Origin of the sequence: Flavobacterium marginilacus (genome assembly GCF_026870155.1) — a bacterium.
GTDB classification, from domain to species: domain Bacteria; phylum Bacteroidota; class Bacteroidia; order Flavobacteriales; family Flavobacteriaceae; genus Flavobacterium; species Flavobacterium marginilacus.
In genome coordinates this window covers 104,765-126,199 of sequence record NZ_CP113975.1, presented here as the reverse complement: position 1 = coordinate 126,199, position 21,435 = coordinate 104,765, and the positions used below count along the sequence as shown (strand labels likewise).

The 21,435-nt window shown below is 34.2% G+C and carries 21 protein-coding genes; 7 read left to right on the top strand and 14 right to left on the bottom strand.

From position 1 onward, the window contains the following. Positions 1 to 40: 40 nt before the first annotated feature. Both OZP07_RS00570 and OZP07_RS00565 read right to left on the bottom strand, forming a co-directional pair. Positions 41 to 733: an NUDIX hydrolase gene (locus OZP07_RS00570; RefSeq protein ID WP_194641375.1), complete on the bottom strand. Its 693-nt coding sequence runs from the start codon at positions 731 to 733 to the stop codon at positions 41 to 43. A 135-nt stretch (positions 734 to 868) separates the two neighbouring features. Continuing rightward, positions 869 to 1,861 carry a LysR family transcriptional regulator gene (locus OZP07_RS00565; RefSeq protein WP_281636897.1) on the bottom strand — a complete coding sequence of 331 codons (993 nt, stop codon included), beginning with the start codon at positions 1,859 to 1,861 and terminating at the stop codon, positions 869 to 871. Between the two features lie 6 nt (positions 1,862 to 1,867). On the opposite strand from OZP07_RS00565, the gene OZP07_RS00560 reads away from it, so the two are divergent. The 3 genes from OZP07_RS00560 to OZP07_RS00550 all read left to right on the top strand — a co-directional run bounded on the left by OZP07_RS00560 (position 1,868) and on the right by OZP07_RS00550 (position 5,193). Next, complete coding sequence (locus OZP07_RS00560) at positions 1,868 to 2,638, top strand: type 1 glutamine amidotransferase domain-containing protein (RefSeq protein ID WP_194641377.1); 771 nt, start codon at positions 1,868 to 1,870, stop codon at positions 2,636 to 2,638. A 98-nt stretch (positions 2,639 to 2,736) separates the two neighbouring features. Continuing rightward, positions 2,737 to 3,900, top strand: a complete 1,164-nt coding sequence (locus OZP07_RS00555) for an iron-containing alcohol dehydrogenase (RefSeq protein WP_281636896.1) — start codon at positions 2,737 to 2,739, stop codon at positions 3,898 to 3,900. 297 nt (positions 3,901 to 4,197) lie between these two features. Further along, positions 4,198 to 5,193, top strand: a complete 996-nt coding sequence (locus tag OZP07_RS00550) for an NAD(P)H-dependent glycerol-3-phosphate dehydrogenase (RefSeq protein WP_194641379.1) — start codon at positions 4,198 to 4,200, stop codon at positions 5,191 to 5,193. A gap of 107 nt (positions 5,194 to 5,300) precedes the next feature. Here the strand turns inward: OZP07_RS00550 and OZP07_RS00545 are convergent, their stop codons facing one another. From OZP07_RS00545 to OZP07_RS00535, 3 genes are all read right to left on the bottom strand, one after another. Further along, positions 5,301 to 5,708 (bottom strand): hypothetical protein, encoded by a 408-nt coding sequence (locus OZP07_RS00545; RefSeq protein WP_194641380.1) that lies wholly within the window; start codon positions 5,706 to 5,708, stop codon positions 5,301 to 5,303. Between the two features lie 80 nt (positions 5,709 to 5,788). After that, on the bottom strand, positions 5,789 to 6,808 hold the full coding sequence (pheS, locus tag OZP07_RS00540) for a phenylalanine--tRNA ligase subunit alpha (protein WP_194641381.1): 1,020 nt from the start codon (positions 6,806 to 6,808) through the stop codon (positions 5,789 to 5,791). 100 nt (positions 6,809 to 6,908) lie between these two features. Then, positions 6,909 to 7,265, bottom strand: a complete 357-nt coding sequence (locus OZP07_RS00535; protein ID WP_194641382.1) for a hypothetical protein — start codon at positions 7,263 to 7,265, stop codon at positions 6,909 to 6,911. A gap of 178 nt (positions 7,266 to 7,443) precedes the next feature. Between OZP07_RS00535 and OZP07_RS00530 the strand changes: the two genes are divergently transcribed. Both OZP07_RS00530 and OZP07_RS00525 read left to right on the top strand, forming a co-directional pair. Next, on the top strand, positions 7,444 to 7,944 hold the full coding sequence (locus OZP07_RS00530) for a CvpA family protein (RefSeq protein ID WP_194641383.1): 501 nt from the start codon (positions 7,444 to 7,446) through the stop codon (positions 7,942 to 7,944). 349 nt (positions 7,945 to 8,293) lie between these two features. Further along, positions 8,294 to 9,130 (top strand): hypothetical protein, encoded by an 837-nt coding sequence (locus OZP07_RS00525; RefSeq protein ID WP_281636895.1) that lies wholly within the window; start codon positions 8,294 to 8,296, stop codon positions 9,128 to 9,130. Positions 9,131 to 9,316: 186 nt separating this feature from the next. Here the strand turns inward: OZP07_RS00525 and OZP07_RS00520 are convergent, their stop codons facing one another. The 9 genes from OZP07_RS00520 to OZP07_RS00480 all read right to left on the bottom strand — a co-directional run bounded on the left by OZP07_RS00520 (position 9,317) and on the right by OZP07_RS00480 (position 19,062). Next, positions 9,317 to 10,066, bottom strand: a complete 750-nt coding sequence (locus OZP07_RS00520) for a tetratricopeptide repeat protein (RefSeq protein ID WP_281636894.1) — start codon at positions 10,064 to 10,066, stop codon at positions 9,317 to 9,319. Positions 10,067 to 10,139: 73 nt separating this feature from the next. Next, on the bottom strand, positions 10,140 to 11,888 hold the full coding sequence (locus OZP07_RS00515) for a BatD family protein (RefSeq protein ID WP_281636893.1): 1,749 nt from the start codon (positions 11,886 to 11,888) through the stop codon (positions 10,140 to 10,142). 80 nt (positions 11,889 to 11,968) lie between these two features. Then, positions 11,969 to 12,739 (bottom strand): tetratricopeptide repeat protein, encoded by a 771-nt coding sequence (locus tag OZP07_RS00510; protein ID WP_281636892.1) that lies wholly within the window; start codon positions 12,737 to 12,739, stop codon positions 11,969 to 11,971. Between the two features lie 69 nt (positions 12,740 to 12,808). Continuing rightward, positions 12,809 to 13,843 (bottom strand): VWA domain-containing protein, encoded by a 1,035-nt coding sequence (locus OZP07_RS00505; RefSeq protein WP_281636891.1) that lies wholly within the window; start codon positions 13,841 to 13,843, stop codon positions 12,809 to 12,811. Positions 13,844 to 13,934: 91 nt separating this feature from the next. Continuing rightward, positions 13,935 to 14,936, bottom strand: a complete 1,002-nt coding sequence (locus tag OZP07_RS00500) for a vWA domain-containing protein (RefSeq protein WP_194641389.1) — start codon at positions 14,934 to 14,936, stop codon at positions 13,935 to 13,937. Beyond that, positions 14,936 to 16,564: a hypothetical protein gene (locus OZP07_RS00495; protein WP_281636890.1), complete on the bottom strand. Its 1,629-nt coding sequence runs from the start codon at positions 16,562 to 16,564 to the stop codon at positions 14,936 to 14,938. The genes OZP07_RS00500 and OZP07_RS00495 overlap by 1 nt, the downstream gene beginning before the upstream one ends. A 95-nt stretch (positions 16,565 to 16,659) precedes the next feature. Next, complete coding sequence (locus OZP07_RS00490) at positions 16,660 to 17,019, bottom strand: four helix bundle protein (RefSeq protein WP_194641391.1); 360 nt, start codon at positions 17,017 to 17,019, stop codon at positions 16,660 to 16,662. Positions 17,020 to 17,125: 106 nt separating this feature from the next. Then, positions 17,126 to 17,989 (bottom strand): DUF58 domain-containing protein, encoded by an 864-nt coding sequence (locus OZP07_RS00485; protein ID WP_194641392.1) that lies wholly within the window; start codon positions 17,987 to 17,989, stop codon positions 17,126 to 17,128. 68 nt (positions 17,990 to 18,057) lie between these two features. Then, positions 18,058 to 19,062, bottom strand: a complete 1,005-nt coding sequence (locus tag OZP07_RS00480; protein ID WP_194641393.1) for an AAA family ATPase — start codon at positions 19,060 to 19,062, stop codon at positions 18,058 to 18,060. 223 nt (positions 19,063 to 19,285) lie between these two features. On the opposite strand from OZP07_RS00480, the gene OZP07_RS00475 reads away from it, so the two are divergent. Together OZP07_RS00475 and OZP07_RS00470 are read left to right on the top strand one after the other, a co-directional pair. Then, on the top strand, positions 19,286 to 20,158 hold the full coding sequence (locus tag OZP07_RS00475) for an aldo/keto reductase (RefSeq protein ID WP_281636889.1): 873 nt from the start codon (positions 19,286 to 19,288) through the stop codon (positions 20,156 to 20,158). Positions 20,159 to 20,253: 95 nt separating this feature from the next. Further along, positions 20,254 to 21,393: an ATP-binding protein gene (locus tag OZP07_RS00470; RefSeq protein ID WP_281636888.1), complete on the top strand. Its 1,140-nt coding sequence runs from the start codon at positions 20,254 to 20,256 to the stop codon at positions 21,391 to 21,393. Positions 21,394 to 21,435: the final 42 nt, after the last annotated feature.

The following is a 21,435-nucleotide window of genomic DNA, read 5'->3' as shown; positions in this document are numbered from 1 at the left end:
AAATATTAAATTTAAACTTACAAATTATTTTGTGTAAAAATTACGCAAATTTGATTTCGAAGTGAAAACCCTCGCTCAATAAAGCATTGTATTTCTGTTTGTTAAATTTGAATAATTTAGCGGGTCTTCCGCTTTTAACTGGAGAAAATCGATCTGTTTCCTCAATAATTTCGAAGCTTAATATTTTCTTTCTAAAGTTTCTTCGATCGATTTCTTTTTCCAAAATGATGCAGTATAAATTTTCGAGTTCAGAGAACAAGAACTCTTTTGGCAGTAAATCAAATCCAATGGGTTCATAAGTAAGTTTGGCTTTTAGGCGTTTAATTGCCTTGCCCAAAATAATTGTATGGTCAAAAGCCAAGGGAGGAATCTCATCAATTTTAAACCATTGCGCCTTTTCGGCATCCGTATCGGCTATAACTTTTAATTTTTCAGCATCCACCAACGCAAAATAAGCCACCGAAATAACCCGGTTTCTAGGATCACGAAATACATCGTCACCAAAAGTAAAAAGCTGTTCAAAATAATTAACCGTAATGTTGGTTTCTTCTTTCAATTCCCTTTTTACAGCGTCCTGCAAAGATTCATCGTTTTTGACCAAACCGCCAGGCAACGCCCAATAGGATTTTTCAGTTCCAAATTTTTGCTGAATTAACAATACGTACAGTTGGTTGTTTTGGTAGCCAAAAACTATAGCATCAACAGCAACCCTGATATTCTGATTTTCACTCATATTTATAAATGCGTATGATTTACACAAATATAAAAATAGTTTTACAAACTGAACTTTATTTCGGAAATTCTTAAAGAAAATCTAATTGAATGAAACACAATTTTTATAGTTCGCTTTTTAGAATTTTAAACCAAATCAACTCCCTAAAACCGCTTTCAACTCATTTTCTATATCCTCAAAAACAGCACTCAAATTACTGTTTTTACCCGACAACAAAAACACAGCTGTACTTGGCATTTCGGCGCTATTCCATATCAACTGCAACTTCTTTTCTTCGATCAAATTTTTAGCATTGATATCCCAAGTAACGGCTATTCCGGTATTTTTACTAAGGATTTCAAGCATCTCATATTCGGATGGAATGATATAATTGGCAACCATTGATGGCCTTTTTTTGGCGAAAACATGAAGCCAAAACAATTTTATATGCGGAATTCCCGCATCATGGCTGAACCATTTTTGCTCGTTCAGCCAGTTTTCAATAGCTACATAATCTTGATTTTTCTTTTTTGATTCAAAATCAGAAAGATCAAGATTGGCTGAACCGACAATCACTTGCTTAATTTCCCCCACTTTTTTCTGAATCGTATCAAAGGTGTCAAATTGTTTGGTCATTATAGCAAAATCTAATTTTTTAGTATTTACCAAATCAAATAACGCATCGTTGATATGAAAACTAAAATCGATAAAATCAAATTTTGAGACCAATGCACTCCCGATACTGCTCATCAAATGTCTTGAAATTCCAACTGAAATTAATCTGTTCGAATTAAATGCTTTAGCTCTAAAACCATTCTCTACATTTTCCAATCGGTCCAATGCATCAATAATTAAATTATTGAGTAACTTAGCGTATTCCGTTGGTTCAACCCCTTTGGACTTTCGATTAAAAAGCTTGTAGCCTACATGTGCCTCCAACATAACAATCTGCTGACTTACAGCGGGCTGGCTGATAAATAATTCTTTGGCTGCCAAAGAAAAGTTTCCGTTTTTATACACTGATTTAAATGTTCGATACCATTCTAGATTGACCATGATATAAATAAATTTATCACAAACATAATTTAAATTATTTTTACTGATACCATATTCGTCATAAATTTGCTCATCGATAATTATTAAACACATCAAATTATGAAAAAAATAAGTCTATTAACAATCGTATTATTAATTGCAGGTTCCTTTATGGCAACGGCGCAAAAACAAAATAACAAAAAGATGAAAAAAGTATTATTCGTAGTTACCAGTCACGATCAATTGGGTAACACAGGAGAGAAAACAGGATTTTGGACCGAAGAATTGGCTGCGCCATATTATGCATTATTGGACAAAGGCGTGATTATTGACATCGCAACTCCAAAGGGAGGACAGCCTCCGATTGACCCAAAAAGTGCTGATCCTTCATCAGCAACAGAAGACACCAAACGATTCGATGCCGATAAAGTTTTATTGGAAAAACTAAAAAACACAAAAAAATTATCCGACGTAAATCAAGCTGATTACGATGCTGTATTTTATCCTGGAGGCCATGGACCGCTTTGGGATTTAGTCGAAGACAAAAAATCTATCGCTTTGATTGAATCTTTTTACACACACAAAAAACCAGTTGCATTTGTATGTCATGCACCTGCCGTTCTAAAAAATGTAAAAGTAAATGGAGAATTTTTAGTAAAAGGAAAAAAAGTTACAGGATTCGCCAACACTGAAGAAGAAGCTGTTGGATTGTCCAAAATTGTTCCTTTCTTGCTAGAGGACGAATTACAAAAAAATGGCGCTATATATTCCAAAGGAGCTGATTGGGGAGTATATGCAGTAGAAGACGGCTTGCTGATTACAGGTCAAAATCCTGCTTCATCCAAACTGGTAGCTGCTAAATTATTAGCACAATTAAATTCTAAAAAGTAGTTTCTGAGTCTCTGAGATTCTAAGTTACTAAGATTTAAAAAACTTAGAATCTTAGTAACTTAGTTGCTTAGTAACTTCTTTATTAAAAAACATACATCATGCTAAACTTCGAATTATACAATCCTACCAAATTGGTTTTTGGAAAAGGACAAATTGAAAAATTAAACACACTGATTCCGGCCAATGCCAAAGTCCTTCTCGCTTATGGCGGAGGAAGCATTTTTAAAAATGGAATTCACGAGCAAGTTCGCAAAAGTCTGGAAGGATACGATATTGTTGAATTTGGCGGAATCGAAGCCAATCCGCATTTTGAGACTTTGATGAAAGCCGTTGCTATTATCAGAGAGCAAAATATTGATTTTATTTTGGCCGTTGGCGGCGGGAGCGTGATTGACGGCGTGAAATTTATCTCGGCTGCCGTTCCTTTTGAAGGAGATCCAATTGATATTCTTAAAAAAAGAATTCTTTTTAAAGAAGGAGCAAATGTCGTACCATTTGGAACAGTTTTGACTTTGCCGGCAACGGGAAGCGAAATGAACTCGGGCTCGGTGGTAACTATTGCAGCGACTCATGAAAAATTGGATTTTGGCGGTTCTGCTTTATTTCCAAAATTTTCTATCTGTGATCCTACCGTAATTGAATCACTGCCAAAAAAACAATTACAAAACGGAGTTGTAGATGCCTACACTCACGTACTGGAGCAATACCTGACGTATGTACATGAGGGATTTTTACAAGACCGAATTGCTGAAAGTATTTTACAGACTTTAATCCAAATTGGTCCAGATGTAGCAGAAAACCCAACAGATTATGCTTTGGCTTCCAATTTTATGTGGAGCTGTACTATGGCTTTAAACGGATTAATTCAAAAAGGAGTTCCAACCGATTGGGCTACACACATGATTGGACACGAATTAACTGCTCTTTACGGAATTGACCATGCCAGAACACTAGCAATTATAGGTCCTAACCTCTATAAAGTAATGTTTGAAACCAAAAAAGGGAAATTGGCTCAATACGGAAAACGCGTGTTTCAGTTAACAGGAACCGAAGATGAAATTGCTAAACAGGCCATTCAGAAAACGATAGCATTTTTCCAAACTATGGGAATGAAAACCCTGCTTTCTGAAAATGCTGAAAACATTGAAAAAACTGCCGATTTTATTGTTGATCGTTTTGAAAAAAGAGGCTGGAAAGCTTTAGGAGAAAAACAAAATATTACTTTGGAAAAAGTGAAAGAGATTGTTTTAGCAAGCTACTAATCAAAACATTACATATGTTCATAAAAAAAGGCGCTCATTTAACCACAATGGACGCCTTTTTAAAATACTAAAACAAAACTAACTAACTCAAAATTCATATTCTTACTTAAACATTTTATTTATAATCACTTACAACGTAAGTGCTGTGTAAATATTGCATGAAATCAAAAAAAATATAAATAATTTAATTTTTTGGCAAAAGACATTAAAAACCCCTGTAAAATAGACACCTAACAAAAAAATTAATTTGTGTAATTGGTATATTTTTAAGTACTTTTGGTGAAATTTTATAAAATAATGGACGATAATTTAAAATTTGCAGTGATAGGCGGCGGAAGCTGGGCAACTGCTATAGCTAAAATGTTGTGCGTTAATCTTCCCGAGATTTCATGGTATATGCGAAATGAAGCAGCCATCGAACACATTAAAGCCTACAAACACAATCCTAATTATTTAAGCTCTGTAGAGTTTGATAATAAAAAACTCAAACTTACGAACGATATTAATGAAGCTGTTGCTTATGCAGATTACATTATATTTGCAATTCCTTCGGCATTTTTAAATGCTGAATTAGAAAAACTAACAGTTTCTTTAAAAGACAAAATCATTTTTTCTGCTATAAAAGGAATCGTTCCCGAAACCAGTTTAATTGTTGGGGAACATTTTCACTATAAATATGATATTCCATATTACAATATCGGAGTAATTACAGGCCCTTGCCACGCTGAAGAAGTGGCATTGGAAAGACTTTCGTATTTAACCATTGCCTGCGGCGATCCTGAAAAAGCTTCAATAGTTGCCAAAAATTTATCCGGAAATTATATCAAAGCAAAAATATCAGATGATATTATAGGTACTGAATATGCCGCAATGCTGAAAAATATTTATTCCATTGCAGCAGGAATTGCACACGGATTGGGTTATGGTGATAATTTCCAGTCAGTGATTATGAGCAATGCCATTCGGGAGATGAAAAAATTCATCAAAAAAGTGCACAAAATGAAACGTAACATTAATGATTCTGCCTATTTGGGAGATTTATTGGTGACTGGGTATTCTGTTTTTTCCAGAAACCGAATGTTCGGAAACATGATTGGAAAAGGTTATACCGTAAAATCGGCGCAAATGGAAATGAGCATGGTTGCCGAAGGATATTATGCCGTAAAAAGTGCCTATAAACTCAACCAGGGTTACGGTGCCAGCACACCAATTATTGATGCTGTTTATACAATTTTGTACGAAGGAAAAGAAGCCAAAGCTGTGTTTAAAAAACTAACTGAGGAGCTTGATTAGAGTGCAGGTTTCAGATAAAATAAAATCATAAAAAAAGGCATTTTCTTAAATTAGAAAATGCCTTTTTTATTCATATTTAAAAACCTGTTAGGTCTGATAATAAACTTTTATTTCACTATCACTCCGTCAACAAACAAGAGCGGTACTTCTTCCACATCAGTTTCATTGATGCTGTTGGCTTTGAAAATAAATTTTTTGTCGTATAAAGTATTTCCAATGAAGTAGGTTACCATAAATTCATTGTTAAGTGCCAATACGCTTTTTTCAACCATTTCGATTTTCACCACCGAAACCGCGGGAACTTCCATAAATGCATGACGTAAAAGAGATGTTTTCTTCATTTCACCATCAATAGTTCCAAAGGCTTTGGAAACAACCATAACGCTGTCAAGCTGAAAGTCGCTGTCATTTATTAAGTAAGCATACCATACTTTTTCCATAAAATCGTCGCTCCATTCTTGAACGGCGGCAAGGAATACATTTTCTACTTCTGGGATGGTAATGTCTGATTTCATTTTGAGATGATAGATGATAGACTGAAAGATAATAGATGGATAACGTTCTTTCATCTATCCGTCTATTATCTATTTTCTTTTTATATACTTGCTTTGAATTGTTCCAAGAAACGCACATCGTTTTCATAAAACATACGGATATCGCCAATTTGGTACAACAGCATCGCGATACGCTCAATTCCCATTCCGAAAGCAAATCCGTTGTATTCGGCTGGATTGATTCCACAGTTGGTAAGAACATTAGGATCTACCATTCCGCAGCCCATAATTTCCAGCCAGCCTGTTCCTTTTGTGATACGGTAATCAGTTTCTGTTTTAAGTCCCCAATAAATATCTACCTCGGCACTTGGCTCAGTAAATGGAAAATAGGATGGTCTCAAACGGATTTTTGATTTCCCGAACATTTCTTTTGTGAAATACAAAAGTGTCTGTTTCAAGTCGGCAAAAGAAACGTCTTTGTCTATATACAAACCTTCCACTTGGTGAAAAATACAGTGTGAACGTGAAGAAACTGCCTCGTTTCGAAAAACTCTGCCTGGAGAAATAGTTCTAATTGGCGGTTTGTTATTCTCCATGTAACGAACCTGCACTGATGAAGTGTGCGTACGCAGCAAAATATCAGGATTGGTCTGTATGAAAAAAGTATCCTGCATATCACGTGCCGGATGGTATTCCGGAAGGTTCAATGCTGTAAAATTATGCCAGTCATCCTCGATTTCCGGACCTTCGGAAACGTTGAATCCTATATTTGAAAAAACATCGATAATTTGGTTTTTTACCAATGAAATAGGATGACGGGAACCAATTATTGAAGGCTCGGCCGTGCGGGTCAAATCACCATAAAATCCTTTAATTTCTTCCTTGCCTGCTAAGACTTCCTGAATTGTTTTTACCTTGTCTTCGGCAGAAGTTTTAAGTAAATTAATTACCTGCCCAAATTCCTTTTTTTGGTCGTTTGGTACGTTTTTAAATTCAGCAAAAAGATCTTTCAGCAAACCTTTGGTTCCCAAAAATTTTATTCTAAATGCCTCTAGTTCTGCTGGATTTTGAGTAGAGAAAGCCTGAGCTTCACCAATATATTCTTTAATCTTGTCTATCATTGTCATTCCGTAATTGAGAGTGCGAATTTAAGGAAAAGTTAGAAGTTAGAAGTTAGAAATTAGAAGTTTTTCTAATCATCTGTTCCAAAATCTTAAATCGTTAATCGATAAGTTCCTTTTCCAAAAAATAATTGACGATTGCTTCTTTCATCAAAACAGATTGTTCCCCAGCCTTTAGAGCGGGTAATTGTTCTTTTACGATATAATGTGGCCAGCCGTCTTCGTCAAAATAATCAAATTCGTAGAATCCATAAGGCTCCAGTAATCGGCATATGGCAATATGCATCAGATTGAGTTTCTCGTCTTTTTTGAATTCACGATGTAGTTTTCCTAATTCCTGTACTCCTATTAAATAAATTATGGCATCCAAATCCAAATCTTCACCTTGTGAAAACCGATTGGAAAGTATATCGACAAGCCGTTCCCAGCGTTCTTTTAGTTGTGTATCTCTTGACATTTTTTAGAAAATAGAAAATAGAATAAAGACCTTATTCTTGGATTTTTAAAAATTAGATTTCTGCAAAGATAGCAACTGTATCCTGACTTCTCTATTTTCTATTCTCTATTTTCTATTCTCCCCTCCTCATTCACACCAATTCTTTTATCTTTGTGGCTTTAATTTTTAAAATAAAAAAATGAGTTTTTTTGATATTATTGTAGGCGGACTCTTGTGCTATTCGCTGTATAAAGGAATCCGAAACGGACTATTTGTAGAAATGGCTTCGTTCTTTTCGCTTATTCTTGGCATTTACATTGCCATCAAATTTTCGGATATATTGAGGAATATCCTATCAGGCTGGCTGCATTGGAATCCTTACACTATTCAAATCTTTGCTTTTATTCTGACTTTTATTATTGTGGTTGCCGGTATTTATCTGATTGGCAAATTCCTGACTAATATTGCTGATTTCGCTTTTTTGGGCTGGATAAACAGTGTTGGCGGCGGTTTTTTCAGAGTGCTGAAAACCATTTTAATCATGAGTATATTTTTTACTGTTTTCGAAAAAATAAATTACCATAATTTTTTAGCCAAAAAAGAAACTTTGGACAAATCAATTTTCTTTAACCCTGTTCAAAAAATTGCTGGATTTGTTTTCCCTTCTATCGAGAAATGGTACGATAAGGCGAGGAAGTAAGATGACAGTTTACAGATGGAAGATTCACGGCATTCGCATTTAAAAAAAGATAAACACGAATTTCACCAATTAGCACTAATTCTTATCAAAATTGAAATCAAATTTTACAACTTTTACAGTTTCTAATATTTTGTGTAATTAAACAGCAATCTTAATTCGTGCAAATTAGTGTAATTCGTGTCAGAAACTTTTAAAAGCGAATGCCGTGGGAAGATTTTATACCAAACACAAATGTAAAATAATTTGTTACTTTTATCCTCACCTCAGCACTCTCCGAATGAGAGGGGAAAAGATTGGATTATTTTATATTTTCTTTGATCTTACTTGAAAATAATTTTAAAAACATCTTATGACTAAAATTACCTTCTCGCTTATAGTTTTTTTATTATCTTTTACGATATGTTTTTCTCAAACCAAATTACAACGCTCCAAGATGCAATTGAACAATGGGGCAACAGGGAATTCTACTACAGCTTCCAGTTCAAAAAAATCATCGTCTTACAATAACAGTAATAATGATGGTCTGGGGTTTATTGGAGATATAGTGGCAGGCATCGCTTATTACACCGTTGGTTTTGTCATGATAGGAAACTATCGTGGAGAATCTCATTTAAGTAATGAGGTTTCACCTTATCCCTTTTTTAGAGCAAATACCGGTAATTACTATAATCCAGACACAGTACACGTGAATAAAAACTTGGTGCGGCTGGATGTTGAAGATTGTCTAATGATAGAAAACAATAGTATTTATGCTAATCATTTTCGAGCCAAATTATATCCTTCAGCCTATTTTAATATTACAGCAGATTATCATCAATTTCTAGAAGTAGAACCCAATACAAAAAACACAACTAGTCTTTCGGTATTTAATGCTAGTTTTTGGTACGATAGAATCCGAACCAAAAACTTTAATCTGGGTTGGGGAATTGGAGTAAATTATATTTCTAATAACATTAATAAAGCTGGAATTACTTTTGGATTAAACACAGATATCTTTTTTGCCAGAAACATTAATTTATACAGCGGTGCAAAATGGAGTTCTGTAAATTCACAATCTTTAAACAACTTAGAATTGGGGCTGAAATATCATAAAGAAAAATATTTCTTTTCTTTCGGTTATGAAAACTTAAAAATTGGCACACCAAAATACAATTTTGTCACTTTTGGTGGTGGAATTACATTATAGTTACGACAATAAAGACTGGTTCATTTTAACACATTGGATCGTCTTTTACAATATTGAAGGTGAAATAGAAAGACAATTAAACCTAAAAAAACAGCCTATAGTTTTTATACTACAGGCTGTTTTTTTTTATTAAACTGTCAACACACTTGACTGCAAACTGAAATGAAATCTACCATCTGAGAACTATTACTTTACTTCTTTAATCGATTTAGCTTCAATCCAGCCTTCAGTCCCATCAGTCAACTGAATTTTTTTCCAATTTCCCAGTGTTTCTTCAACATATACTTTGGTGCCTTCATGCAGGACAAATGTAACTGAACTTGATTTTTGCGGTTCACTCCTTAGTTCAGTAGATTCAGCAAAAACAATGGCTGGTTTTTCATTGTCGAAATGGCTTTTTTCAAAAAAAGCTGCAGAAAGACTCATTAAAAGCAACAGTAATATTATAAACATTCCCAGGAAAAAAATCCTTTTCAGCAGTACTGTTTGAGAAAAATAATATCCAATAAAAAAAGACAAAAACAAGAATGCAAAAGAGATCGTTATCCAAGCCCAAGTATCAAAAGGATAAATTCCCGTAAAATCACGAAGCAGTTTAGCGAAACCTACTTTTGGCACCACTTTTATTTCATCTATAATCTGTTTTTGAGCAAATTTTATATTGTTTAAAACATTTTTATCAGACGGATTCAAAACTAAGGCCTTTTCATAATTATAAATTGCTGGTGCTGTCTGGTGCAGTTTATAATAGCAGTTTCCTAAATTAAAATACAGCTCAACTGATTCTTTATTTGCCGCCACAACCGATTCATACTCTTTGGCAGCAAGATCGTATTTCCCTTTATTGTATAAATCGTTCCCCCTTTCAAAGCCAGTTTGAGCAAAGAAAATCTGCGAAACAAATAATAATAATAATAAGTAAAAAATATTTTTCATTTTATTTTATTTTTAGTTTCTAAGAAGCTTAGTTTCTTAGAATCTTAAATTCTTAGCCTCTTTATTTAGTAACTTATATTTGTTTTTCTAATTCAGAAATGATGGCTATTGCTTTATCAAAATCGTGCTGTATTGCTGCACTTGATGAAGGCGCATATCTTGCAATCTCGCAATTCTCAGTCAGGGAGATAAAATCGCTTACCGCCTGAGGATTTGCTTTTCTGGACAATATTAATTCCTGAATATTATCTTTACTCATTTCAGAGGTTTCGATATGTAATTTCGCTTTCAGGAAATTATGCATTGCTTTTTCCAGAGCAATATAAAAAAGCTCTTTGTTATTAATTTGTTTTTTGGCTTCTGATAAATATTTTTTAGCCAATCTATTGTTCATTTTAATTCTGTTGCCAAAAACATCGCTGTCGATTGCCTCTTTTTTCTTTTTGAACAATACAATTATCGGAAGCAGTAAGAATGGCAGAAACAATAAAGCATAGAATTTATTAGATTGGAAAAAAATTGGTTCTTTGCTAGATGTAAGCGTTGTTCTTAAATCAATATATCTAAATTGCTCAACAGGTTCAATTTTATTTTTGCCCGCACTTGCAGTGTTATGTGTTTCTGCCGTTTGCGAAGGCCCATCTAAAACACTAATCTTTATCTCAGAAGAACTGATTGTTTTGTAAGTACCAGTACCTAAATCGAAATACGAAAAATGCATTGGTTTAATAACATAATCCCCTTTGTATTGTGGTACAATAGTATAGGAATCGGATATTTTACCATTCATTCCAGATAATGGTGTGTTTACTTTTTCATCATGTACTGCATCATACATTTCTAATGCATTTGGCACTTCTGGTTTTGGCAGCGTAAATAATTTAAGGTTTCCTGTCCCTGTTACACTCAAAACAAGATCTAAGCTTTCGCCATTTTTTAAAGTGGTTTTAGAAGGAATAGCTTTGAAATCAAATTTACCTACAGCTCCTGTAAAGTCAATTGGTTTTCCTGTTTCTGGCAAAGGTTTTACGTTAATGGTTTTTGCTCCAGCCGACACCCGTTTATCTACAATATTTTCAATTACACTACCAAACATATCTCTACGATTAGTAGGCAATTTAACCTCTATATTCATTGCCAAAGGTTCAATCACCAGCTTACCTGATTTTTGAGGATATAGAATTACTTTCTTTAATACCACATAACGATACCTCTCCCCTTTGAACATGCCTTCTTCGAGAATCAAATCTTTGATTTCAATATTTTGACTCCAAAAATCATTGTATTTGGGTTTACTAAGTTCATCCCATTTATTAATTCCGATGTTGTAACTGAAATACAATTTATAAACCACCGTAATCGGCTGGTTGATGTAAGGATTGGTATTCGTAATATCAGCAACCAGATAAAGATTGTCGTCTGCCGAAATTTGAGAATCATTTGGATCTCTCGGCTGTTCTGTAGCTGCAGTTACATTTATTTTTATAGGCTGTGTTTTATAAATCTGACCGTTAAATTCGATCACTGCCGGCCTGATCGTCAAAATACCTTTTTGAGCAGGTAATAAAAAATAAGAATAGCTTTTTTCAAAAGATGTTCTTCCATTGATCCAAGACTGGCTCACCTGCTGGCTTGGTCCGGCAATAATTCTAAAACCTTCGAAAGAAGGCTGCACAAAATTATCGCCATCAATATTCATTACAAAATCGATACGAAGCCTCTCGTTGAGCCCCAGCGTCGTTTTGCTTACTCTTGCCTCAAATTGAACCTGAGCCAAAAGTCCTTGAAAACATAATAGGAATAAAATTAAATATCTTTTCATTACTTTTTTAATCGTTTAACTATTTAACGGTTTAATCGTTTAAATGCCCCAATAAACAAATAAACGAATCAACTTAAATTTTACCAGTCTTTCTCTGTTTTTACAGGTGCTCCTTTTACCTTATTGGCATTTACTTTATCCTGAATTTTCTTTTCTTCGTTGTTTACGGCATCCAAAAGATTTTCCATCCGCTGTTTTGGAATCCCGCCAGGTTTTGGTTTTGGCTGCCCTTGGTCATCTTTAGGCTTGCCGTTATCCTTTTTATCTTTATCTCCGTCTTTCTTATCGTCCTTTTTATCCTGATCTTTCTTGTCCTGATCTTTTTTATCGTCCTTCTTATCTTTGTTTTTATCCTTGTCTTTGTCCTTATCTTTATTCTTGTCCTTATCTTTATCTTTATTTTTATCGTCTTTTGGAGGAGGATTATCTTTTAACATTTTCTTGGCCAAGGCATAATTATAACGGGTTTCTTCATCTTCAGGATTATTTCTCAAAGCATTTTTATACGCTTCAACCGCTTGAGTATAATTTTTCTCTTTCATGAAAACATTCCCTATATTATGGAAAGCTTTGTGTTTTTGCGATCTCAATTTTAGATTTTTCAACGCATTCGCATAAGCATATTTGGATTCAGAAAACTGATTCTGCCTATAAATTGCATTTCCTAAATTATAAGATGCTACCGTTCTATTTGGAAATTTAGAGTGTGATATCCTATAATTAGCTTCGGCATCAACAAAATTTTTGGCTGCATATTCCTCATTTGCTTCAGGCAGAACTTTGTCTTTCTCTTGGGCATTGGCCACAAAAGTCAGAAGCATTAGCAGTACATATATAATTCTATTTTTCATTATCATTAAATGTTCCTTACAAAGTATTGAATAACGATTAACGCATTAATTCGTCCTGATTCTAATACTCTATTTATTTTCGTTAAATAAATTCAATTTGTTTACCCAGCTGGTTTTTCTTTCTAATAAGAAAACATCCATAAATAAAAGCACAAAACTAATTCCTAAAAACCATTGGAACTGCGATTGAAAATCGGCCATTTGTGTCGCTTCAAATTCGGTTTTTTGAATTTTATCCAATCTTGCTTTTATGTAATCCAGTACCTCATGAGTATTGTTTCCATTTACATATCCGCCATCGGTAATTTTTGCAATGGTGGCTAAACTGTTTGGATTTAATTTGGTAATGACCACTTCGCCGTTATTATCTCTTTGATAACTTTCTACGACTCCATTTCTTTTTAATGGAATAGTTCCGCCTTTCTCTGTACCAACACCAATAGTTACAATTTTCATTCCTAATTTCTTAGCTTCTTCAGCTGCAGCTTCAGCTCCTTCTGAATGATCTTCTCCATCAGAAATCATGATTAGTAATTTGCTGGTTTTGCTTTTATCATCAAAATAAGTCCCTGCCAATTTTATTGCCTCATCAAGCGATGTTCCTTGTGAAGAAACCATTCCAGGTCCCATACTCTGCAAGAACATTTTGGCAACACTGTAATCAGTAGTTATAGGCAGTACTGGAAAAGCACTTCCTGCGTAAGCAACAATCCCGATTCTATCGCTTCCCAATTGATTGATAATCTGCGACACAATCTGTTTGCTTTTTTCCAAACGGCTTGGTGCTACATCCTCACAAAGCATACTTTTGGAAACGTCCATTGCAAAAACAATATCTATTCCTTCTCTCTTTACTGTTTCTACTTTTGTTCCGATTTTTGGATTAACCAAACCAATAATCAAAGAAGCTAATCCCAAAAGGATTACTCCTAATTTTAAAAATGGTTTGAAAACAGAACGCTCCGGGCTTAGTCTTTTTATTATCTCCAAGTCACCAAATTCACGCTGTTTTTTTCTTTTCCAATACAAATTAATCAGAAAAAGTACCGCTGCAATTGGCAGTATAAAAAGTAAGTATAAATATTTTTGTTCGTCTAATTCCATAATAATTTTTGATTTTGGATTAACTATTTTTGATTGCAGACAGCAATAAATCAGAAATCACAAATCGTTAATCTTCACTCATCAATCTTTTTTATATAAAACTCCTATAAACTGTATTCCGTAAACCTATTTCTATCAATAATAAAAGCCCTGACAGTAAAGCAAAAAGTCTGAATTTTTCATCATAATCATAGAATTTCAGTTCTTCGATTTCAGTAGTTTCAAGTTTATTGATTTCGTTATATATTTCAGCTAACTTATCATTGCTGGTTGCTCTAAAATATTTACCGCCTGTTTTCTTAGCAATATTTTTCATTAACTGCTCATCGATTTCTACTTTCATCATTTGGAAAAGAAGCTGTCCGTTTGGACCGATTGCATAAGGTGATTCAGCCATTCCATTGGTACCAATACCAATAGTATATACTTTTATACCGTACTGCTGTGCAATATCCGAAGCTGTTTCGGGTTCAATAAATCCCGCATTGTTAACTCCGTCTGTCAATAAAATAACCACTTTACTTTTGGCTTTGCTGTCTTTAAGACGATTTACGGCTGTAGCCAATCCCATCCCGATACCTGTACCGTCCTGCAGGACATTATCATATTTAATACTTTGAATTGCCTGCTGAATAACCGCTTTATCACTTGTTACAGGCGATTTTGTATAGGCTTCAGAAGCATAAACTACCAATCCGATTCTGTCATTAGGTCTTTCGTCAACAAAAACCGAAGCAACTCTTTTCAGCGCTTCCATTCTGTTTGGCTTAAAATCTTTGGCAAGCATACTTCCTGATACGTCAACAGCCACCACAATATCAATTCCTTTTGTGGTTTTGGTCCTATTACTAATGTCAACCGTTCTTGGTCTGGCCAGTGCAACGATTAATAATGACAATGCCAATATTCTTAAAATATCCAGCCCTGGTTTTAATTTCGCTAATAAAGATTCTGATCCATTGAATCCTTGAAGCGAACTCATTTTCAAGGTCGCTGTCTGCTGGTTTCTTTTCCAAAATAGCCAGGCAATTGCAACTGGCATTAGAAGAAACAACCAAAAAAATTCTGGATTTAAAAAGGTTATTTTTTCCATTAGTTACCTGCTGATTTAAGTTCAACCGAATTCATTATACGGTCTGTCAATTCCGTTGCATATTTATCTCCTTCTTCATGAAGAATAAGCAGCTGCTGTAATCCTCCTTCTTGTCCAAAAAGCACTATTTCATAATATATTTTGGAACTTGATTGATTTTCGCCGTCGATTCTAGAAAAAGTTCCGTATCCTTTTTTCCCTGTTATTCCTTTATTTGTCTGAAAATCTTCTTCTTTAACAATCATATTTTGTGCTCCTTGAGTTTCCAATACTTTCAATGAACTTTCAATAGCTTTTGACAAATCCAATGCTCCTTCTTTTTTATATTTCATAGTGGATACCATAATATAAAAATTATCTGACAGACTTCCGTATCCAAATGACTGCATTTCTTTAATGAGTGCCATACCGTCTTTTGGCAATGATTTTGTCAAATCTATTCGTTTCAAAACTTTTGGAGTTTCTACAATGACTCCTGGATTTCCATACTCACTTTTAACCCATTCTCCTTCCAGCAGCTCTTTGGTTGGATGTCCAAGAATATTGTCTTTTACATAATCAAATCCCTTGGTGGCAATAAAGTAAGCTGTAGTTGCAAAAAGCAAGAAAACAACCGATCCAATTGATATTGCAATACGCTGGTTTCTCTTTTTTCTAAGCAAAATTTGAATCTGTTTCTGCTTTTGAGCTTCATTCAAAATAGTATCTTCCTCGATTGGTACCTCAACCGGAATCGCTTCATCCAGTGTCAAAATCGCTTTTTGAATTTTATTTCTATCATCCGTAATTTCAAATTCCAAAGGCGTTGACTTAGCAAATTTTACTAAATCGGCTTGTTTTAAAACAGCAAATAAATTTTCTATAGTTTCCTGCGAAAGCTTCATTTTCTTTTTTAAAGAAGCTTTTTTCAATCCTTCAATCAACTCAGAAGTAGTGCTTTCCATTGCCGGAATTTCTATAGCTTCTTCAATATAATTTCTGGCAATATCAGTCAGTTCACTATAGTATTCTTTGACTTCACCATGCTGCCAAAGTTCTTTCTTTTCTAATATATTTAGTAAACTTGTTGCTTTTTCAATCGGCGTTTTATAAACTTTTTCTTCAATTTTCTTCTTCTGGCGGATTTTGGTGTACCAATAAACAAAAGCTCCAATTCCTAAGATTAATATAATTCCCAAAAGATATTTCCACCAGTCACCTATCGAATCTTCGGCTTTTACAATCTCCTTAATGTCATACATTTTTTGTCTTAATGTATCGACCTGCACATTGGCAACCTCAACTTTGAGGGAGTCGCTCAAAAATTCTTTATTATTAATTAAGATTTTAATGCTCGGAATGGTGTAGCGCCCCGAATCAAATTGAGTCAGACCGTATTTTTTAATTAGTTCATAACGGTCGTCTTTTTTGATAGTATCAATTGGATAAGACTGAATTACTTCCAGCGCTCCAATGTTTTTCAGTTTTGGAAAAACAACTTTAGACAAAGTGTCCACAGAAGTTTTTAAAGTCAATTTAAACTCTGCTCCAATTTTATTTTTTGTGGTATCGATACTTGTTTCTACTTTTTTTTGTTGGGCAAAAATAGAAGTTGAAATGAGTAAGAATAATAATAGTTTTTTAAACATTGATTTTGGAAATTTGATTTTTGATTAAAGATTAACGATTCTTGATTTAAGATTTATTCTCTGAACTAAAATTGTTATTCAATCAAAAAAATATATTATTTCAAATTTGTTTTTGCGGTTTTTATACTTGATACGAAAATAGAAATCAATTCATTTACTTCTGTCTTTGCCATCATTAAATTATTTAAATCTGAACTTAACTTTGCTTTTTCAACTATTTTTAAACACACAAACGTTTCTCTTAATTCTTTTAAGCAAATACCCATTTTATGAATAAAATCCTTAGTACTTTCTGCACTTTGGGCTTCACCATAATTTAATGCCGGTGAAGTCCCAGATCTAATTATTTGTCCCCCTAAATGATTTCCTGCGTAACTTGTTTTAAAAGTACTTGCCGAAATTATTATAGCAGCTGCAAAATCTATTAATCTGTTTTCAAGTTCTTGTTTATTCATTACATATATTTAGTTTACCTAATATATCATTTTTCATGATTCAAAAATCTTTATCTCATTTCAGAAAATCAGCAATCAAAAATCGTTAATCTTCAATCTGAAATCCCTACCTCGATTTAAAATAGCCTAATAATTTGGTAACATAGCTTTCATCAACTCTAGTATTTACAACACCCGAACCTGATTTGCTAAAAGTCTCCTTGAAATAATTCACATTATCATGGTAATGTTTCTCATAATTCATCCTCACCGATTTCGAACCTGTATCAATCAGTCTTGTCTCGCCTGTTTCTGCGTCCAGCATAGGAACAATACCTAAATTTGGTATTTTTTCTTCTCGGATGTCATACACTCTAATACCCGTAATATCGTGTTTCTTTGAAGCTATTTTCAAAGTATGTTCATATTCACCCGACATGAAATCGGAAATGACAAACACGATGGCTTTCTTTTTTTGGGTACCCGATAAAAACTTCAAAGCCTGGGCAATATCTGTTTTATAACTTTTTGGCTCAAATTCTATCAGCTCACGAATGATACGCAGCACGTGCGATCTTCCTTTTTTTGGCGGAATGTACAATTCGATCTGATCTGAAAATAAAATCAATCCAATTTTATCATTGTTCTGAGTAGCCGAAAATGCCATTGTAGCAGCAATCTCGGTAACAATTTCTTTTTTAAACTGATTTTTAGAGCCAAAACTTTCAGAACCAGAAATATCAACCATTAACATCATGGTCAATTCTCTTTCTTCTTCAAAAACTTTAACGTGAGCTTCATTATAACGGGCAGTTACATTCCAATCGATAGCACGGATGTCGTCGCCAAACTGATATTGTCGAACTTCACTAAATGTCATTCCCCGGCCCTTAAACGATGTATGGTACTCGCCCGAAAAGATATGATCGCTCAGTCTTCTGGTTTTGATTTCTATTTTACGTACTTTTTTTAAAAGCTCTTTTGTATCCATTTTTTTGGGCATTAGGCATTAGGCATTAGGCATTAGGCGTACAGCTTAACGCTTATAGCTTAATGCTACTAAGGAACTTCAATTTCGTTTATGATTTTATTGATGATGTCAACCGATGTAATATTTTCGGCTTCAGCTTCATAAGTAACTCCAATTCTGTGGCGTAAAATATCATGTACAACAGCACGAACATCTTCAGGAATTACATACCCGCGTCGTTTGATAAAAGCATAACATTTTGCCGCTGTAGCAAGATTAATACTTCCACGAGGCGATGCTCCAAAACTGATTAAAGGTTTTAAATCAGCTAATTTATATTTCTCCGGATAACGAGTAGCAAAAATAATATCCAGAATGTACTTCTCTATTTTTTCGTCCATATAAACCTCACGGACAGCTTCCTGAGCTCTTAAAATCTGTTCAACAGAAACTACAGGATTTACTTTTTCATAACTTCCTTTAAGATTCTGGCGGATTACCAAACGCTCATCTTCCATTTTTGGATAATCAATAACAGTTTTCAGCATAAAACGATCCACCTGCGCTTCAGGCAATTGGTATGTTCCTTCCTGCTCAATAGGGTTTTGAGTTGCCAAAACTAAAAACGGCTTATCTAATTTGAAAGTAGTATCGCCAATAGTAACCTGTTTTTCCTGCATCGCCTCCAGTAAAGCAGACTGTACTTTGGCAGGAGCACGGTTAATCTCATCAGCAAGAACGAAATTTGCAAAAATTGGTCCTTTTTTTATAGAAAACTCATTAGCTTTAATATTGTAAATCATGGTTCCTATAACATCGGCAGGTAATAAATCCGGCGTAAACTGGATTCTGCTGAAAGAACCTTGAATAGCTTGTGAAAGTGTATTTATGGCTAATGTTTTCGCCAATCCAGGAACCCCTTCCAATAAAATATGCCCTTGTCCCAAAAGTCCGATTAACAATCTTTCGACCATATGTTTCTGGCCCACAATAACTTTGTTCATTTCCATTGTGAGAAGGTCTATAAAAGCACTTTCTCTTTCGATTTTTTCATTGATTGCTCTAATGTCTAAAGTCGCTGAATTTTGTTCCATATTATTATATTTAAGCCTCTTGTTTTTGGCATCTTTTATTTGATGGTGCAAATTGAATTTTTTTTTAGAAGTAAGATGTTAAAAAATGGTTAAAACTTCGGCGAATCCCCTAATTTTAAGGACGAATTATGATTGCTTTTATCTATTTTTAAGAACAATAAAAAATAAAACTCAATTTCATAGAACCAGCCCCATAATCATTAGGGGATATTAAAAGTAAGCCATGAGTAAAATTCCATTTTCAAAAATTATTGCCGGTACCATGACATGGGGAATCTGGGGCAGAAACTGCAGCACGGAACAAATGATAGGTCTTATGAACTCATGCCTCGAAAATGGTATTTCGACCTTCGATCATGCTGATATTTATGGAGGATATACAACCGAAAAAGATTTTGGAAAAGCTTTCAGCGAAAGCAGGATAAAGCGTAAAGACATTCAGTTAATTTCGAAGTGCGGTATCCAGATGATTTCTGAAAACAGAAATAACACAATTAAGCATTATTCCTATTCTAAAGACTATATCATCGCCTCGGCAGAGCAGTCTCTTAAAAATCTGCAGACTGATTATTTAGACCTGCTTCTGTTACATAGACCGAGTCCGTTAATGCAGGCTGACGAAATTGCCGAAGCTGTCGAAAAGTTAAAAACAACCGGAAAGATTCTGGATTTCGGCGTATCTAATTTTACGCCAAGCCAATGCAATTTGATTGAAACAAAAACCAAAATAAATTACAATCAGATTGAATTTTCAATCACCAATTTAGAACCAATGCTCGACGGAAGTCTTGATCACATGCAGACCAATCGGATTACTCCCATGTGCTGGTCGCCTTTGGGAACTGTTTTTAGAAAAGACGATGAGCAGTCACAGCGTATTCAAAAAACTGCAGATGAATTAGCTTCGAAATATGAGGTGGCCAATGATATTATTTTATTGTCCTGGATATTGAAACACCCTGCCGGAATTTTGCCTGTCTGTGGTACTTCCGACAAAAACAGGCTAACCAATTTAATGCAGGCCGCCTCTATTGAAATGGAACTGGAAGACTGGTTCTCTCTTTGGAAAGCGAGTACCGGAAAAGATGTAAATTAACGTTTTTAGGTTTAATATTAGGATTACAATTCAAAACACTTTGCCAGTTTACTATATATCAAGCCATTAGCAACTAATCGGTAATTATAAATCAAATGATTAACAAAAGGCTTCTTATCAAAAATCTTCTTGCTCACAATGATGAAAGCAGTTTTTATGATAAAAAGAGACAGTTAAATTTACACACCAGGGAAGGCAAAGCAAAATTCTTGAAACACATCTGTGCTTTATCCAATTCTAATCCTACAAACAATTCTTATATAGTGGTTGGTGTCGAAGATGAAAATAATCAGATTGTAGGAGATGATTTTTTTGACGACAGCCGGATTCAGAATCTAGTAAATGCTTTTCTTGAAAATCCGCCCAGAATTCAATATGAAAATGTGCCTTTCCCTAATTTGCCAAAAGACAAAGTAATTGGTTTGGTTACCATAAAACCCAATAGTAAAACTTCTTTTTTCAAAAAAGGCATACATACAATTACAGCCAACACTGTTTTTATCCGAAAGGGAAGCAATACAATGCCCGTTGAGGGTGAAGTAGAGAAAAACTTCCAGAATACCGAAACCGTTATCGGTATTGAAAACAATTCTAGAAACAGCATCAAATATACACTCGACGGCGTGATTGATTTTATGAATTACCGCCATAAGGACATGGCTCCAAAATACTATGTTTTCAAAGAATTATTCGTTATCTGCTGGGCAGGAATTATCAAAAAATCCAAAAATAAAACGTACTTGTCCCGAGTTGATATCGAGCTGATTAACGAACAGATTAAATTATTTTATTCAGCTCAGGATGTAGTTGAAATTACTTATGATGAGGACAGTTTTACGATTATTGAATACGTTCCTTTGGATTTGAATGACAAGACAAGTTATTATCCTCTCGAAGAGCAGACAATTCATTTTCAGGATAACGGATATTATAAAATTGACCGAAAAATACTTTTTGAACCGCCGCAATATGATAAGAAAATGTTATTCCATGTTTATAATTCGAACATTGCTTTACTAAATAAACTCGAAAAAAACATTAAACTGACAGAGCGGGAAAAAAAGGATTTAAATCATCTGCCTTCCACCTTTATGATCTGCTATCTCAATGATTTTGAAGATGCTAAACAAAAGCTTATAGATTCCAAAGAATTACTGAAACCTTTTACACAAATATATCTTTCGTTTAAAGAGGCTTTACGAATTTTAAGAAAAATGAAGTATGATGTCCAATAACTGTATTACTGCATCATCGGATAGTTTTAATCAGCTGAACAG